Annotated in this window: 13 protein-coding genes; 4 read left to right on the forward strand and 9 right to left on the reverse strand. The window is 53.8% G+C overall.

The features are described from left to right. The first annotated feature begins 5 nt into the window (after positions 1-5). Positions 6-1,034, forward strand: coding sequence for a dihydroorotase (pyrC, locus tag SAMA_RS14985; RefSeq protein WP_011760978.1), 1,029 nt, complete (start codon positions 6-8; stop codon positions 1,032-1,034). 86 nt (positions 1,035-1,120) lie between these two features. Here the strand turns inward: pyrC and SAMA_RS14990 are convergent, their stop codons facing one another. Further along, positions 1,121-2,815: a diguanylate cyclase gene (locus SAMA_RS14990; RefSeq protein WP_011760979.1), complete on the reverse strand. Its 1,695-nt coding sequence runs from the start codon at positions 2,813-2,815 to the stop codon at positions 1,121-1,123. 331 nt (positions 2,816-3,146) lie between these two features. Between SAMA_RS14990 and SAMA_RS14995 the strand changes: the two genes are divergently transcribed. Next, on the forward strand, positions 3,147-3,545 hold the full coding sequence (locus SAMA_RS14995; protein ID WP_011760980.1) for a hypothetical protein: 399 nt from the start codon (positions 3,147-3,149) through the stop codon (positions 3,543-3,545). A gap of 83 nt (positions 3,546-3,628) precedes the next feature. Here the strand turns inward: SAMA_RS14995 and SAMA_RS15000 are convergent, their stop codons facing one another. From SAMA_RS15000 to SAMA_RS15010, 3 genes are all read right to left on the reverse strand, one after another. Beyond that, a complete protein-coding gene (locus SAMA_RS15000) occupies positions 3,629-3,841 on the reverse strand; it encodes a hypothetical protein (RefSeq protein ID WP_011760981.1) in 213 nt (70 codons plus the stop codon). A 7-nt stretch (positions 3,842-3,848) separates the two neighbouring features. After that, complete coding sequence (locus SAMA_RS15005; RefSeq protein WP_011760982.1) at positions 3,849-4,694, reverse strand: SPFH domain-containing protein; 846 nt, start codon at positions 4,692-4,694, stop codon at positions 3,849-3,851. Positions 4,695-4,897: 203 nt separating this feature from the next. Beyond that, entirely contained in the window at positions 4,898-7,099 is a 2,202-nt protein-coding gene (locus tag SAMA_RS15010; RefSeq protein ID WP_011760983.1) for a TonB-dependent siderophore receptor, read from the reverse strand. Between the two features lie 335 nt (positions 7,100-7,434). On the opposite strand from SAMA_RS15010, the gene SAMA_RS15015 reads away from it, so the two are divergent. Next, a complete protein-coding gene (locus tag SAMA_RS15015) occupies positions 7,435-8,376 on the forward strand; it encodes a HEAT repeat domain-containing protein (protein ID WP_011760984.1) in 942 nt (313 codons plus the stop codon). A 71-nt stretch (positions 8,377-8,447) separates the two neighbouring features. On the opposite strand, the gene lysS is transcribed toward SAMA_RS15015, so the two are convergent. Together lysS and prfB are read right to left on the reverse strand one after the other, a co-directional pair. Continuing rightward, positions 8,448-9,950 carry a lysine--tRNA ligase gene (gene lysS, locus SAMA_RS15020; RefSeq protein WP_011760985.1) on the reverse strand — a complete coding sequence of 501 codons (1,503 nt, stop codon included), beginning with the start codon at positions 9,948-9,950 and terminating at the stop codon, positions 8,448-8,450. Positions 9,951-9,969: 19 nt separating this feature from the next. Next, positions 9,970-11,068 (reverse strand): peptide chain release factor 2 gene (gene prfB, locus SAMA_RS15025; RefSeq protein WP_198134285.1). Its coding sequence is split into 2 segments (ribosomal slippage): positions 9,970-10,992 and positions 10,994-11,068, totalling 1,098 coding nucleotides; the frame shifts between segments, so codons are not numbered across the junction. Between the two features lie 286 nt (positions 11,069-11,354). On the opposite strand from prfB, the gene SAMA_RS15030 reads away from it, so the two are divergent. Next, positions 11,355-12,338 carry an ion channel gene (locus SAMA_RS15030; protein ID WP_011760987.1) on the forward strand — a complete coding sequence of 328 codons (984 nt, stop codon included), beginning with the start codon at positions 11,355-11,357 and terminating at the stop codon, positions 12,336-12,338. A 171-nt stretch (positions 12,339-12,509) separates the two neighbouring features. On the opposite strand, the gene SAMA_RS15035 is transcribed toward SAMA_RS15030, so the two are convergent. The 3 genes from SAMA_RS15035 to hemG all read right to left on the reverse strand — a co-directional run bounded on the left by SAMA_RS15035 (position 12,510) and on the right by hemG (position 15,387). Then, positions 12,510-14,174, reverse strand: a complete 1,665-nt coding sequence (locus SAMA_RS15035) for a methyl-accepting chemotaxis protein (protein ID WP_041410531.1) — start codon at positions 14,172-14,174, stop codon at positions 12,510-12,512. 143 nt (positions 14,175-14,317) lie between these two features. Continuing rightward, positions 14,318-14,854: a cytochrome b/b6 domain-containing protein gene (locus SAMA_RS15040; RefSeq protein ID WP_011760989.1), complete on the reverse strand. Its 537-nt coding sequence runs from the start codon at positions 14,852-14,854 to the stop codon at positions 14,318-14,320. After that, positions 14,851-15,387, reverse strand: a complete 537-nt coding sequence (gene hemG / locus SAMA_RS15045; protein ID WP_011760990.1) for a menaquinone-dependent protoporphyrinogen IX dehydrogenase — start codon at positions 15,385-15,387, stop codon at positions 14,851-14,853. The genes SAMA_RS15040 and hemG overlap by 4 nt, the downstream gene beginning before the upstream one ends. Positions 15,388-15,485 lie beyond the last annotated feature (98 nt).

A 15,485-nucleotide genomic window follows, 5' to 3' on the forward strand; every position in this document is an offset into this window, starting at 1 on the left:
CCCTAATGACTCATTTGACCCTCACCCGTCCCGATGACTGGCATATCCACCTGCGCGACGGCGACTCCCTTGCCGACACTGTGCGCGACGCCGGTCGTTACATGGGCCGTGCCATAGTAATGCCCAATCTGGTGCCGCCGGTGACCACTACAGAAGCCGCGATTGCCTACTACGAGCGCATCAAGGCCCACAGCAGCACTGCCTTCGAGCCCTTAATGGTGCTGTATCTCACCGACAAGACCAGCCCGGATGAAATCCGCGCCGCCAAGGCCTCCGGCAAGGTGGTTGCCGCCAAGCTTTATCCTGCCGGTGCCACCACCAACTCTGATTCGGGCGTGACCGACGTCAACAACATCTATGGCGTGCTCAAGGCCATGGAAGAAGAAGGTTTACTGCTGCTGGTACACGGTGAGGTCACTGATTCTGCTATCGATATTTTCGACAGGGAGCGCATCTTTATCGAAAACATCCTCTCCAAAGTGGTCGCCGACTTTCCCGGCCTCAAGATAGTGCTCGAGCACATCACTACCAAGGATGCGGTGGATTTCGTGATGTCTGCCGGTGACAATGTCGCCGCCACCATCACAGCCCATCACCTGCTGTATAACCGCAACCATATGCTGGCCGGCGGTATTCGCCCGCACTTCTACTGCCTGCCCATCCTTAAGCGCAATACCCACCAGCAGGCGCTGTTGGCAGCGGCCACCAGCGGCAGCAAGAAGTTTTTCCTTGGCACCGACTCGGCTCCCCACGCCAAAGACAAAAAAGAAGCCGCCTGTGGCTGCGCCGGTTCTTACACAGCCCACGCGGCACTGGAACTGTACGCTGAAGCCTTTGAGGCGGAAGGTGCCCTGGACAAGCTGGAAGCCTTTGCCAGCTTTAATGGCCCGGACTTCTACGGCCTGCCCCGCAATGCCGATACCGTTGCTCTGGTGAAAAGTCCCTGGCAGGTGCCCGAGTCTTATCCCCTGGGCAGCACCACTGTGGTGCCTATCCGTGCAGGTGAAATCATTGGCTGGAAAGTCGAAGACTGAGCCCATGGCCGCCTGAGCAGAAAAAAGCCGCGATAACGCGGCTTTTTTAATACCTGATGTTTTGATTTCTGATTAGCAAGCGGATGTCAGCAAGCTCTTACGCAATTGCGTCCATCGGCTTTGGCGCGGTACAGGGCCTCGTCCGCCGCTTCAAACAGGGCAAAGCCACTCAGATGCTGCTTTGCATCAAACTCACTGCATCCGATACTCACGGTAAGTTCAATCCGCTCTTTAGTGTCTCTGACTACCTTTTCACGGATCCGCTCGGCCAACTGCATGGCCTCCCCGGCGCTCGTTTCAGGCAGGATAAGGGCAAACTCTTCACCACCGTAGCGGCAGGCCATGCCGGGCTTTTGCACTGTGCCAGCCAGTATATCTGCCACCAACTGCAATGCCTTGTCACCCTCGGCATGGCCGCGACTGTCATTGAATTGCTTGAAGTAATCAATATCCAGCACCAGCAGCGACAGTGGCTGATGACGGCGACAGGCCTTTAAATACTCCTGCTGCAACTGTTCATCAAAGAATCGCCTGTTATAGAGGCCGGTCAGTACATCGATATGATTCCGCCGCTTGATGTCCTGCATGCGGCTGCCAAGTGCCAGACTCAGGAGCACCATCTCCACGAGAGAGCCCAACTGGAACGCATTTTGGGTGAAGGCATTATGGGGCAATACGCCAAAGCTCTTGAGCATATACACAAAGGCGCCAAGCAGCAGCGCACTGAAGGCAACCAAGTAAAAGCGCGCCGGACGCGACCCTTTCATCAGCGCCATGACACCCACCACCAGCAGTTGAATGCAGATAAAGGTGGTCAGTACCGACAGCAGCAACACCACGAGATGGTAGCTCAGTATCGGGGCCAGTATGAGCCCGAGCACGCAGCCCCACTCCACCCGCGCCGCCAGCCTGTCGGCTCCCGGCAGGATCTGCGCCAAACCGAGGATTTCCCGGGTAAACCTCAGTGCGCCAAACAGCGACAGGGCGAGCAGCAGTAACAGACTCTTGTTGGCCATCCAACTGTTTTCAGGCCACAGATACTGAAAACTCAGACCATTGTGAACCGACATGTAGAGGCCATAGCTGAGCACATAGAGCACATAAAAAATAAATGCCCGCTCACGCACAGTGAGGAAGATAATCAGGTTATATACCAGCAGCACGATAAAGCCGCCGTAGTAAATGCCGAGGGACAGATATTCCCAGGTCACCTGACTGATAAGCTCGCTCGGCGCATAGAGCGCAAGGCCAATATTCAGCGACCCCTGAGTTTCAAAACGCAGATACAGGGTTTGGGTTTCACCGGGAGCCAGGGTGAGCGGAAATACAAAGGTGCGCAAATCCAGTAAGCGACTGTGAAACGCTCGCCTGTCACCCGTGGCAGTATGGAGCCATCCATCAGCAGAGGGTTGCCACAGGTCGAGAAAATCAATCAATGGATAATCCTGGCGCAGATAAAACTGCCGCGCCTCGTCAGCGGGATTATGCACACTCACCCTGACCCACCATGTTGACGGACTGAAACCGAAATTAGCGGAACCTTTGAGGGGGATGAACTTGTTCTGCTCTGCCTGTTGCCTGACATCATCGAAGCTGAGCTGCCCCCCGGAGTCTTCCAGCAGGCTTAGATAAGGGGTTAGGGGCAATAGTGCTGTACGCGCTTCAGCAACCGCGAGAGCGTATTTGCTGGGGGCATTGGATTCAACCGGTAAGGACGCGGCATACAGAGCGCCGCTGAACACTGGCAAGCATGCCAGCCAAATAAATAAGAGACGTATCATAGGATCTCGGGGCGGCGGTTTTGTATGCCTCAGTCAGTTCCATCTACGCTGTCCGTTGACGTTTAGTTTTTCTGTGCCGCACCAAGCTCACTATAACACCAACGGCAAAATAACACTCCCGCAACAAGCGTTTTTTGCTTTTCCGTGCATTCACATGCCTCAAAAATCAGCGCTCGGTAACAATCTCACATCAATTCCCTGAAACCCACGGAAAACCGAGCCAAAACCGCACTGCAGGTCAGCTGTGGTTCAGCTCATTCTGCTACCCTGCGCGGGTGATGAGTTGCCGCGGCGTGGTTCTGAGACTGCGCCGACGAAGATGGGGTAAAAAATGAGATTGCTGTTAAGTACGGTTTTGGCCTTGGTTCTGGTAAGCGGTTGTACCAGTAAGCCCGTACTGGACCTTGATGATTTGCTGGTACCCGTGAGTTCTTCCGGTGCCACCATGCCACTGGAAAAGGTGGAGCAAAGTATTCTGACCGCCACCCGCAAACGGGGCTGGATCTCTCGGGTGGTAGCGCCCGGCCTGATTGAGGCCCAGATATCGGTGCGAAGCCACGGCGCCAATGTGCTCATTCCCTTCAACCAGCACAGCTATTCCATCCATTACAAAGACAGCGCTAATCTGGACTTTGATGAAGGCAGTATTCACAGAAACTACAACAAGTGGGTCCACAACCTGTCCAAGAGCATCCGAGTGGAACTGCAAAACAACAGTCAGCGCCTCTGAAGCGAATCAATAAAAAGGAAGCCCAGCGCTTCCTTTTTAGAACCTGCCATGGCCTTTTGAGACTGCCATCGTCAGGGCGGTGTTTACTCCCTGTTTTCGGCAGAGTCAGGCTCATCGTTTTCCTGCACTTCCACCACCACCTTTTGTACCAATTTTACCCGGCCGCTTTGCACCAGGGCTTCCCGCAGCACATACTCCATCTGCGCATTCAGGCTTCTCAGCTCATCATCGGCCCAGCGCTGCATGGCCGCGAGGACATCGGCATTGATCCTTAATGGGTAAGCCTTTTTGGTCATAAGCGCCTCAGTACAGGGAACCCGTGTTCACAACAGGCTGAGTACTCTTATCACCACACAGCACCACCAACAGGTTACTCACCATCACCGCCTTGCGCTCTTCATCCAGCTCCACCACGTTCTGGGCTTTTAGCCGCTCCAGAGCCATTTCCACCATGCCCACTGCACCTTCGACAATTTTGGCCCGGGCGGCGATGATGGCGGTGGCCTGCTGACGCTGCAACATGGCACTGGCAATTTCCTGGGCATACGCCAGGTGGCTGATACGGGCTTCCAGTACGGTGACGCCGGCACGGCCAAGACGCTCCTGAATTTCCTGCTTGAGCTTATCGGCGATGGCCTGGGGATGGCTTCTGAGTGCCACTTCGTTCTCATCCTGGGGATCGTATGCATAACTGCTGGCCATGTTGCGAAGCGCCGCTTCACTTTGAATGGACACATAGCTTTCGTAATCATCCACCTCGAACACGGCCTCGGCACTGTCGGTAACCGACCACACTACTATGGTGGCGATTTCGATGGGGTTACCGAGGTTATCGTTCACCTTGATTTTGGCACTCTCGAAGTTACGGATACGCAGCGAGATGGTGCGCTTGGCAAAGAGGGGGATGGTCCAGCGCAGCCCCGTGTTTCTCACCGAGCCCACGTAACTGCCGAACAATGTCAGCACCTTGGCCTGATTGGGCTGCACCATAAAAAAGCCGGGCCAGCATAGGGCGGTCAATACATTACCTATCACGCCACCATATTGAGAGGTGGTGGCCATCATGGCAAAAAACACCAGATGCAGGGCAATCAGCACCACAAACACCAGATAGCCACTGAGGGAAAATCCACGTTTTTCTTGTACCATGACTCACTCCAATTGATATCAATTTGATATCAACCTAAGATCTGGTTAAAAAAAGATCAACAGGTATTTTGTAAATCTTGTGTCAGATAGGCGCGGGACATGGGTGAAAAACGAAATCCACTCCTGGCAAGATGATTACAATGATTTGTTTTAAATAAAAAAGCACGGCTTACGCCATGCTTTTTTGGGGTTGTGGGTCCGCCCTAAAATCGGTATTTCACGTTCGCCGTGATTTGACGTTGTTGACCATAGAAGCAGTCCCCCCGCGCCAGGCAGCTGGTAATCACCGTCTTGTCGCTGAGGTTATCGAGATTAAGTGTCAGATCCCAACTCTCCCATTCGTAGCCCAGCATCATATCCCACATCTGATAGCTGTCGGTTTCCAGCGATTTGTGGGCATAGCTGCCATCCGGCAACAGCACATCCACACTGCCATCGGATGTCTGGCCCACATAGCGATAGCCCAGGCCCAGTTTCAGTCCCGGCAGCCAATGTTCGGGGCGATAAGTGGCCCAAACAGACAGCATATTGTCCGGCATGGCGGCTAAACGAGCCCCCTGCTCGTACACCTTGTCGGTGACCTTGATTTCAGAGTCACTGTAGGCATAACTGCCGTACAGGTCCCAGTGTTCCCACTCCAGCTGCGCCTCAAGCTCAACACCACGGATTTCCACTTCACCCAGCTGATTCATGGCCTCCGGCGTATCCTGAGTCACCCGATTGGACTCCAAAATGCGGTAACCGGCCAGGGTGATAAGATGCTCTGTCCCCTCGGGCTGAAACTTTACGCCCGCCTCCCACTGCTGGCCTTCCCTTGGCTTATACACCTCACCGGACTTGGACACCCCGGCGATGGGATTGAACGACTCGGAATAGCTGATATAGGGCGAAATGCCTCCGCTGAAGGCATACATAAGCCCGGCCCTGGCAGTGGTGGCCGAAGGTGATGTCTTAATGCCGGCGGTATTTTTCACGTCCAGACTGTCGTGCCTCAGCCCCAGGCTGAGCACCCAGTCATTCCAGCGCATGGAGTCCTGCACATACAGGCCCAGCTGACGCTGGCTGGCACTGGGGTTATCCCTGATAACCTCATCACCGGGCAGGCTGACCTGCCCATACACAGGCTGGTAGACATCAATCAAGCCACCTTGGCCGGAAAGATAGGCGCTGTCGTTATCTGTCACTACATCCTGATAGTCGGCGCCAACCGTAACCCTGTGGGTTAAAGCCCCGGTGTCAAACTCACCGTGGAGCTGCAGATCTGTGGTGAAGGCGCTGGCGCTGGCGTCGCTCAGGTAAACAGAGCGCAGCAGCTCGCGCTTGTTGTCCTGAAACTTGGGCGGCCAGGCATACAGGGTGCGGTATTCGGCGCTGGAGTCCATTTGCCGGGCCGCCCAGTTGAACTGAAGTCCGGATTCAAATTCATGTTCCAGCCTCAGGGTGACCGAGTGCTGCCTGGTATCGTATCTGTCCCAGCCCGGCTCGCTGACAAAGCGCTCGCTGGGGATCTGGCCATATTTGGCAGGCAAAATGGTGCCTTCGTGGGGGAAAAACTGGGTGCTGGACCCGGTATGGTTATCCTGAAAATAGCTCAGCAGACTCAGCTTGGTATTGTCAGAAATATAAAAGCTGGCAGAAGGCGCCACAAAGAAGGCATCGTCGGCCACGTGCTCGGTTTGACTGTTGGCGTCCCGCACCAGCGCCGTCAGGCGATAGAGTACATTGGCATCCTCATCGAAAGCCCCGGTGAAGTCACCGGCCAACTGCTTACGCTGATAGTTGCCAAGCTGGGCCCAAATTTCGTTGCTGCGCGCCGCGGTGGGCTGCTTGGTGACCATGTTGACGATGCCGCCGGTGCTGCCCTGACCAAAGAGGACAGACGAAGGCCCCTTAAGAATTTCAACCTGCTGCAACAGGTACGGATTGGGGCGGGCATTGTTGTAGTTACCAAACAGCAGCTGCAAACCATCGAGGTAGCTCACCGGCGACACCGAACGAATTTGTGACCAGTCGCCACGGGAGTCCATACCGTAAGGGCCATTGTAGACACCGGCCACATAGCCCAGGGCATCCTGCAGTGTCTCGGCGCCCAAATCTGTGATGCGCTTTTCTGTCAGCACTGAGACAGATACGGGTGTTTCGACCACGGGCACATTGCTCTTGCTGGCAGAGGCACTGACGAAAGAAATCAGACCGCGGCTGCTTAGCACCTGAATGCGCTCTATATCGCTTTTGGTCGTATCGATTGCTGAAGGCGAAGCTCCCGTTGCCCCAGCCTGCATTTGGGTTGCCTGCTCTTCAGCCTGTGCATCTGCCCTGGCGTTATCAGCAGCCTGACTCTGATAGGCACAGGCCAGCATGGCCAGCCAAAGCAAAGAATAGCCCCTGTGTGTTGTCACTTTCATACATCCCCCGAATGAGTAACCCTGTTAAAATCGTCGGGAGATTATCATGTTGAGAATAATTCTCAATTGCAAAATAAAAAATTTACAAACCGCTGAAATCATAAAGATTGTAAAGAAGACGTCTGTTGTGATTGACCTGAAATTCAGCCGGGACGCAGGCCATTAACAAAGGCGACATGCCATCAGGATAGCCATTTGAGAGCCAAATCAATTAACATAAAATCAACAATGTACGCAATCTCTCTTGCCTGACCGAAACCTAATGATAAAGTGTGACTCCCAATCCCCTGCAGCGGGAATAAAGTTGCAGGAAATAACAACAAAGGAATGAATAGATGACTTTTCCCATTAAGCGCCTGCTGGTTATTGCGTTGACTTCCGCACTTATGGGTGGCTGTGCCCCCTCGTCGTATCAGGTAAAAACGCCAGCCCCTTCCAACGCTGGCTACGAAAAAACCGCAACCAATGATTTTTCCCCTTTGCAGCTTGTCGACATGCGCAGCGACAAGAAAACCTTCAGCTATGGCATACTCCCGGCCGAGCTGAAACTGAATAAAGCGCCACTTGCACCAGTGGACTTTTTGCAGGAACACACGGATAAAGAACTGGCGGCCAGGGGGATCAATCCAAGCGCCGTTGCCGCGCCGCTCAAAGTCGATGTGCTCAAGTTGGCGATGCGTAACCACCGCACCAATGCCTATACTCCCTTCATTACCTTCACCATGCTGAGTGCCGATGTCCATACGCCAGAGGGTATCAAGCGGGTCGGTGTGTTTGTTAAACGCGGCAAAGTACCTGTGTGGAGCTTCGATGAAATCATCGAGCCAACCCTGAATGAACCTCTGTCGCTGTTGGTAAAAGAATTTGCCGCCAAGGTGAATGCCCTGGTGTATCAGCAGCAGATTTCAGACGCCGATGTGAAGGCACTGATAGCCAAGACCAAAGCGTCCAATGATTATCTGGATGTCTATCAGCTTGGCTTTGGCAACAACAAAACTGCCGTACCTTTCCTGAAAGAACTGCTCAAGTCGGATGAAGAGTATGTGCGTCTGGCGGCCATCTCTTCTCTGGGTATTCTCGATGCCGAAGAAGAGCTGGAAACTCTTAAAGGTGTATTTTCCACTGCCGACAATTGGTCAGATAAAGCCATGGCCGTCAAAGCCATTGCCGACCTGAACCTGGAAGACGGCAACCGCTTTATCCGTGACGTACAGTCAAGCTTTAAAGACAGCAAAGAGAAAGACTGGGGCAATATGCTGATTGGTCTGTACCTGTAACCCGCAGGAATGCACCGTTAACCCCATAAAAAAACCGGCCAGTTGGCCGGTTTTTTATTTGTTCACACAGCTTACGCCTGAGGACGCATGGCCGGGAACAGGATCACGTCACGGATGGTGTGAGTGTTGGTAAAGAGCATTACCAAACGGTCGATACCAATGCCCTGACCAGCAGTGGGCGGCAGACCGTGTTCCAGCGCTGTGATGAAGTCAGCATCGTAGAACATGGCTTCATCGTCACCGGCGTCCTTGGCTTCTACCTGCGCCTTGAAGCGGTTGTCCTGATCTTCAGCGTCGTTAAGCTCGCTGAAGCCGTTGGCCACTTCACGTCCACCAATGAAGAATTCAAAACGGTCGGTGATGAAATCATTACCATCGCTGCGACGGGCCAGCGGCGAAATGTCCGCTGGGTAGCCAGTGATGAAGGTTGGCTGCATCAGCTTGGGCTCGGCAGTCTCACCAAAGATTTCTTCCAGAAGCTGACCACAGCTCCAGAAGGTTTCGGTTTCGATGCCCACGTCCTTGGCAAGCTTACGCATGAAGTCTATGTTCTTCACTTCTTCGTAGGTCATGGCCTGGATGGTGGCGTTGTCCGGGTTGTAGTGCTTGATGGCTTCGAGCATGCTCATACGGGTGTATGGGCCGCCGAAATCAATCACGTGCTCGCCGTAAGGCAGCTTGGTGTCACCCAGCAGTTCCTTGGCGATACTGGACAGCATCTCTTCGGTCAAATCAATCAGATCCTTGTAGTCGGCGTAGGCCATATAGAATTCCATCATGGTGAATTCCGGGTTATGGCGTGGCGACAGACCCTCGTTACGGAAGTTACGGTTGATTTCGAACACGCGCTCGAAACCGCCCACAACCAGACGCTTCAGGTACAGTTCGGGGGCAATACGCAGGTACATTTCGATGTCCAGCGCATTGTGATGGGTGACGAAAGGACGGGCAGAAGCGCCGCCTGGGATCACGTGCATCATTGGGGTTTCAACTTCCATGAACTCTTTTTTGATCATGAAGTTACGGATAGCTGCAACCACTTTTGAGCGCATTTTGAAGGCTTCACGTGAGTCTTCGTTCACGATGAGGTCAACATAACGCTGGCGGTAGCGGGTTTCCTGGTCGGTCAGACCGTGGAATTTCTCAGGCAGTGGGCGCAGCGCCTTGGTCAGCAGCTCGTAGCGTTCCATGTTCACATAGAGGTCGCCCTTACCGGACAGATGCAGGGTACCTTCCACGCCGATGATGTCACCGATATCCAGACCGGCATAACGGTCTTTCAAGTCGGCCTGTACGCCTTTATCGGCATAGGCCTGGATACGGCCAGACACGTCCTGCAGTACCAGGAAAGGACCACGCTTGGCCATTACGCGGCCAGCGATGGCGGTTTGGAAACCCAGGGCTTCCAGCTCTTCCTTGGTCTTGTCACCGAACTGCGCTTGAAGCTCGGCAGCCTTGTGTTTACGGCGGAAGGTGTTCGGGTGACCATTGGCTGGGCAGTTCTTGCGGACGTGTTCCAGCTTGGCACGACGTTCAGCAATCAGCTTGTTCTCGTCTTGGATGTGTTCAGTCATCGTCTCTTCTCGCAGTAAATTACAGCCCGGATTTAAGGCTGGCTTCAATAAACTTGTCCAGATCGCCGTCCAGCACCGATTGGGTGTTGCGGGTCTCTACGCCGGTACGCAAATCCTTGATACGGGAGTCATCCAGTACATAAGAGCGGATTTGGCTGCCCCAGCCGATGTCAGACTTGGCATCTTCGGCGGCTTGCTTTTCGGCGTTTTGCTTTTGCAGCTCCAGCTCATAAAGCTTGGCTTTCAGCTGCTTCATGGCGGTGTCTTTGTTCTTGTGCTGTGAGCGGTCGTTCTGACATTGCACCACGGTGTTGGTGGGCAAGTGGGTAATACGTACCGCTGACTCAGTCCGGTTTACGTGCTGACCACCGGCACCCGAGGCGCGGTATACGTCGATACGCAGATCGGCCGGGTTGATATCAATCTCGATGTCATCATCGATTTCAGGATACACAAACACAGAGCAGAACGAGGTGTGACGACGGCCGCTGGAATCGAATGGCGACTTACGCACCAAACGATGTACACCGGTTTCTGTGCGCAGCCAACCATAGGCATACTCGCCGGTAAACTTGATGGTGGCACTCTTGATACCGGCCACGTCACCGTCTGACACTTCAATCAATTCAGGTTTGAAGTCGTGTGCTTCACCCCAACGCAGGTACATGCGCAGCACCATTTCTGCCCAGTCCTGGGCTTCGGTACCGCCGGAGCCGGACTGAATGTCCAGATAGCAGTCGGAAGGATCCTGTGGTCCGGAGAACATGCGGCGGAACTCCAGATCCTCAAGGCTCTTCTCAAGCTCATCAAGCTCGGCCTTGGCATCTTCAAAGGTGCCTTCGTCTTCTTCCTCAACGGCCAGCTCAAGCAGGCCTTCCACATCTTCCAGACCCGAATCCAGAGTGTCTATGGTCTTGACCACATTCTCCAGGCTGGCGCGTTCTTTGCCCAGTGCCTGAGCACGCTCGGGGTTGTTCCAGACATCTGAGCTTTCAAGCTCGCGGGTAACTTCTTCCAGACGCTCTTTTTTGGCGTCGTAGTCAAAGATACCCCCTAAGGAGCATAGTGCGCTGGGCCAGCTCCTTAATTTTGAATTTAACCGGATTGACTTCAAACATGGTGATTCAACTTAAATCGATTGGATAACAGAAAAATTAACGGCGTATTCTACCAAAGTGACTGGCTGGATACCAGTTAAGCATCCGGCTTTGTCAGGGGCTTTTTCTACCATTTTGCCCCCTGTCGACCTGAGTTTGGTTGCGCTTTACATTGCCCCGACCATCACCATACCCAAGTCCCTGCCACACCAGGCCCCAACGCCTCTCCCTACTGGTCGCATCAATCGCAAAATACAGGCGAACTTGTCCTTCTGGCAGGGCCGCGGAGCCTGTCTATACTGTTGAGATGAACGAAAAAATCCCCGTGTGCTGCTATCACGAAGATGAGGGGTTTTCATGCTCAGAGCCCGCTGGCCCCAGCGGCCTGTGTTACTGGCATGATCCCCGCATCACCAAAGATGGCCCAGATGACAAAGCCAAACTCGAAGCCTACGCCCGCAAGGGCGGTATGCTCAGAGGCATTCACCTGAAGCGTGCCGAGCTTGCCGGTATCGATTTGGTCAAACACCACAGTAAAACCGGTTATGACATGAGCCATGCCGAACTGTACAGGGCCAATCTTAACGGCGCCCACCTGTTTAATCTCAATCTGGAAAATGCCAGTTTGATGAAGGCCGATCTGCGGGAGGCCAATGTTCACTGCGCCAATCTGGTTAATACTAATTTGCTGGGCATCAAGTGGATGGGCGCCAAAATTGAAAACATCAATACCGGCAAGCTGCTTAAGCAGGAACGTATGGCCATGGAGGCCGAGCGTGTGGGTGAAATGGAAATTGCGCTGGATTATTTTGAGCAGGCCGAAGAAATATACCGTGACCTGCGCAAGGCCGCCGAACGCGAAGGCCTGTTTGCCATGGGCGGGCATTTTATTCAGCGTGAGCTGACCATGCGCCGCCATCAGTTACCCAAGTATTCCCGGGCCCGGCTGACCTCCAAAATTATCGACCTTTTCTGCGGCTATGGTGAATCGCCGGGGCGGGTTATCGGCTTTTCCATGGTGCTTATTCTGATTTGCGCCATCTGTTATTTTTTCACTGGCCTGAGCTACGGCGGCAACATACATGTGTTCAAACCTGAAAACACCTTTATGATGAATTTCTACTTATTTTTTAACTGCATATACTACTCGGTTGTGACCTTTACCACCCTGGGCTACGGCGATTTTACTCCCATAGGCTTTTCGCGCCTGATAGCCGCCATCGAAGCCTTTACGGGCAGTTTTACCATCGCCCTGTTCGTGGTGGTATTCGTAAAGAAAATGACCCGCTGAGCAACGCTATTCCCTATTCCCTATTCCCTATTCCCTATTCCCTATTCCCTATTCCCTATTCCCTATTCCCTATTCCCTATTCCCTATTCCCTATTCCCCCCTATTCCCCCCTATTCCAAAGCAGCATTCAGCAAAAAGGCACCCGAAGGTGCCTTTATCACGCTAACACAATCACACCTTGAACTGGCCTACCAGGTTGGAGAGCTGGGCCCCTTCGGTGGAGACGGTGCGGCTGACGGTTCTTGCCTCCTGACTGGAGACCAGCAACGCATTCACTATCTCCTGAATGGCATACACATTACGGTTAATCTCTTCGGTCACAGAGCTTTGCTCGGTGGCCGCCGCCGCAATCTGGGTGCTCATATCATTGATAGCGGTAACGGCGCTGGTCACCGATCCCAGACTCTCAGAAATCGCTGTCGAGGCTTCCACAGACCGCTGACAACTGTGCTGGCTCTCATCCATGGTTTTCACGGCAGATGACACCAGGCGGTGCAAGTCGGTAAGCATTTCATTGATTTCCAGAGTACTTGCCTGGGTCCGACTGGCAAGATTACGCACTTCGTCGGCCACCACCGCAAAGCCCCGGCCCTGTTCTCCGGCCCGTGCGGCCTCAATGGCCGCATTGAGCGCCAGCAAGTTGGTTTGCTCGGCAATGCCACCAATCACAGACAACACCGAATTAATCTTTTGCGACTGTTCGCTGAGGGACTGAATATTGGCCGCCGCGTCGTTAACCTGTGACATCAGGTTCGAAATCTCTGCCAGCGAGGTATCAACACAGGCCTGGGCTTTGGCGACATCACCAGTGGCTGCCTGAGTGGCTTCGGCCACCTGGGTGGTATTTTGTGCCACCTCGGCGGCAGTGGACGACATCTCAGTGATGGCGGTAACCACCTGATCGGTTTCGTTATTGTGACTGTTAAGCTGATTCGCCATCTCCGAAGTTTGGCGGTCAATATCGACGGCCGCCTGTTTTACCCGGCCCGTGGTATCGGCCACATCGCGGATAATACCCTGCAGCTTGTCCACGAATTGGTTAAAGGCGATGCCGAGCTCAGCGATTTCATCCTCACCACGAACGCTGAGGCGCGCCGTAAGATCCCCTTCTCCCTTGGCGATGTCGTTCAGGCTGTCGACCATGGCACGAATGGGCTTCACCATCCTGTGGGCGGCGCTCCAAATGGCTATCAGGGTGATAAAGGCAAGCACCAGCGACATCATGAAAATGGCCACGGCTTTTTCCCACATGGCCTGACGGGCACTTTGTGAATAAGTGTCAACCGCGGCGTCTATATCATCCAGATAGGCGCCTGTGCCCAATAGCCAATCTTTTCCGGGGATGGGAGCCGCATACCCAATTTTATCCACCAACCCCTCGACACCGGGTTTGGGATACACGTAGTTAAAAAAGCCGCCGCCACGTTTGGCTGCATCAATAAGCCCCACCACAATCTTGGTGCCTTGGGGATCTGTCATGCCGATTTGCGGTGTACCTTCCAATGCCGGATTGGTGGCGTGGAACACGTTGGCACCCTGATAGTCATAGATAAAAAAGTAACCGGCGCTGCCAAATCTCAGTGGCCGCAGGGCATCATTGATGTTGCCGTTTTGCCCCAGGCTTATCTGGTGGTCGACCACGGCAAGGGCAATCTGGGTGGCCTCCTGGAGCTGCTGTTGCCGCTCATTGACCAGCTTTTCCTTAAACAGGGCAACCGAATCGTCCAACGCCTGGCTCTCAACCTGCCAGGAATAGCTCATCACGGCAGTAAGGATCAGCACCAAAGGCACCATGGCCAGCAGCAAAAGTTTGTTTCTCAGACTGTAATTAGACATGGATATGGACATACACCTCTCCTTCGATTCGCTCTCGGCGCCGGGATTTATATGTGTTGAGTATAGCCCTACTACTCGAGGCTGATGGTGGCGTGTTCAATACCTTGTTGCCATGGCCGACACAGCAAGGTTCAACGTTCGACTTATTGACGGAAAAAGTCCAAAAGGTGAGAAAGGGCCGCCAGAACGTGCAGCGCCAACAGCACCACAAACCCGATGGCAAGGTCTTTGTGCCAGGCCCGCCAGCTTAAGGCCTCAGCGCTGCCTTCGGTGACATACCATCCCAGCCCGGTCAGGGCAACGGCCACCAATACAAGCGCACAAAGCCCTTCGAGCAGGCTGAACAGCCCACTGCCGCCGCCCTTGGGCAGTTTGGCCGAGGCCAGTGCTTTGATGTCCTGACGCAGGGCGTCACTGCCCCACAGCGGAAAAAACTGCCGCCATCGCCCCTGCGTCACACAGGAAATCAGCAGCAGCAAGGAGATGGGCACCAGCAAGAGCCCCAAATACACGTGCAGCACATCCCAGACAGAGGCATTGTCCCTGAGCCTGCGGCCCAGCAATAAAAATGGCGCCGATACCAGCACAGGTAATAGGGGCAGCAGCACCATCAGATGCAACTTGGGTTGCAGTTTCAGCCACACTCGTTGCAAGCCATTACCACTGGGATTGCCATTCATCGGGATAAAATTTCCATAGATGCTATCTCTCGGGAAAACCTATCAACTTTTTGCCAGTCGGTGTACTCCACCTTGGTATTGGGGTCGGTTGGTCCCTTGGTCAACCACATGATAAATCTGATGATATTTCTATCCATGGCGCTATAGCCCTGATAATGCAGGTTACCGCCAAATACCTCCAGCAACTCAGGGCGCCAGGGAGATTTAGCTAAAAAGTCCTGCATATAGGGATTGGTGGCCGCCGTATTCTTGGCTTGCTTTCGGGCCACCAGACTGACAGAGAAAAAGGCACCGGCACGGCTTCGCAGCGCGTCCAGATTTTGCTCGATAAACTGGTACACGGCGCTGTTGTGTTTGCCATGGCGAATGCTGGCCCCCAACACTACCTTGTCGAATCCCTCCAGACTCGGCGCCTGATCCAGAGGCATCAGGGTCACCTCGTGGTCAAGGCCGCGCATCACCTCGGCAATGCGATCGCAAATCTTGCGGGTCTGACCATGGACGGTGGAAAAAAGAATAAGAGTTTTGCTCACGGTTTACCTGCCATAATTGCTCGGGCTTTAGGCGATAATAGGTCAAAGTGTATGATTTTTTATTGAATTGGATCACGAGCCATGGGTAGCGTACCGGC

Origin of the sequence: Shewanella amazonensis SB2B, assembly GCF_000015245.1 — a bacterium.
Lineage (GTDB): Bacteria > Pseudomonadota > Gammaproteobacteria > Enterobacterales > Shewanellaceae > Shewanella > Shewanella amazonensis.

Excerpts from the sequence above, each read along its gene's own strand:
- pyrC (WP_011760978.1), top strand. The coding sequence starts at position 6 with ATGACTCATTTGACCCTCACCCGTCCCGATGACTGGCATATCCACCTG.
- SAMA_RS14990 (WP_011760979.1), bottom strand. The coding sequence starts at position 2,815 with ATGATACGTCTCTTATTTATTTGGCTGGCATGCTTGCCAGTGTTCAGC.
- SAMA_RS14995 (WP_011760980.1), top strand. The coding sequence starts at position 3,147 with ATGAGATTGCTGTTAAGTACGGTTTTGGCCTTGGTTCTGGTAAGCGGT.
- SAMA_RS15000 (WP_011760981.1), bottom strand. The coding sequence starts at position 3,841 with ATGACCAAAAAGGCTTACCCATTAAGGATCAATGCCGATGTCCTCGCG.
- SAMA_RS15005 (WP_011760982.1), bottom strand. The coding sequence starts at position 4,694 with ATGGTACAAGAAAAACGTGGATTTTCCCTCAGTGGCTATCTGGTGTTT.
- SAMA_RS15010 (WP_011760983.1), bottom strand. The coding sequence starts at position 7,099 with ATGAAAGTGACAACACACAGGGGCTATTCTTTGCTTTGGCTGGCCATG.
- SAMA_RS15015 (WP_011760984.1), top strand. The coding sequence starts at position 7,435 with ATGACTTTTCCCATTAAGCGCCTGCTGGTTATTGCGTTGACTTCCGCA.
- lysS (WP_011760985.1), bottom strand. The coding sequence starts at position 9,950 with ATGACTGAACACATCCAAGACGAGAACAAGCTGATTGCTGAACGTCGT.
- SAMA_RS15030 (WP_011760987.1), top strand. The coding sequence starts at position 11,355 with ATGAACGAAAAAATCCCCGTGTGCTGCTATCACGAAGATGAGGGGTTT.
- SAMA_RS15035 (WP_041410531.1), bottom strand. The coding sequence starts at position 14,174 with ATGTCTAATTACAGTCTGAGAAACAAACTTTTGCTGCTGGCCATGGTG.
- SAMA_RS15040 (WP_011760989.1), bottom strand. The coding sequence starts at position 14,854 with ATGAATGGCAATCCCAGTGGTAATGGCTTGCAACGAGTGTGGCTGAAA.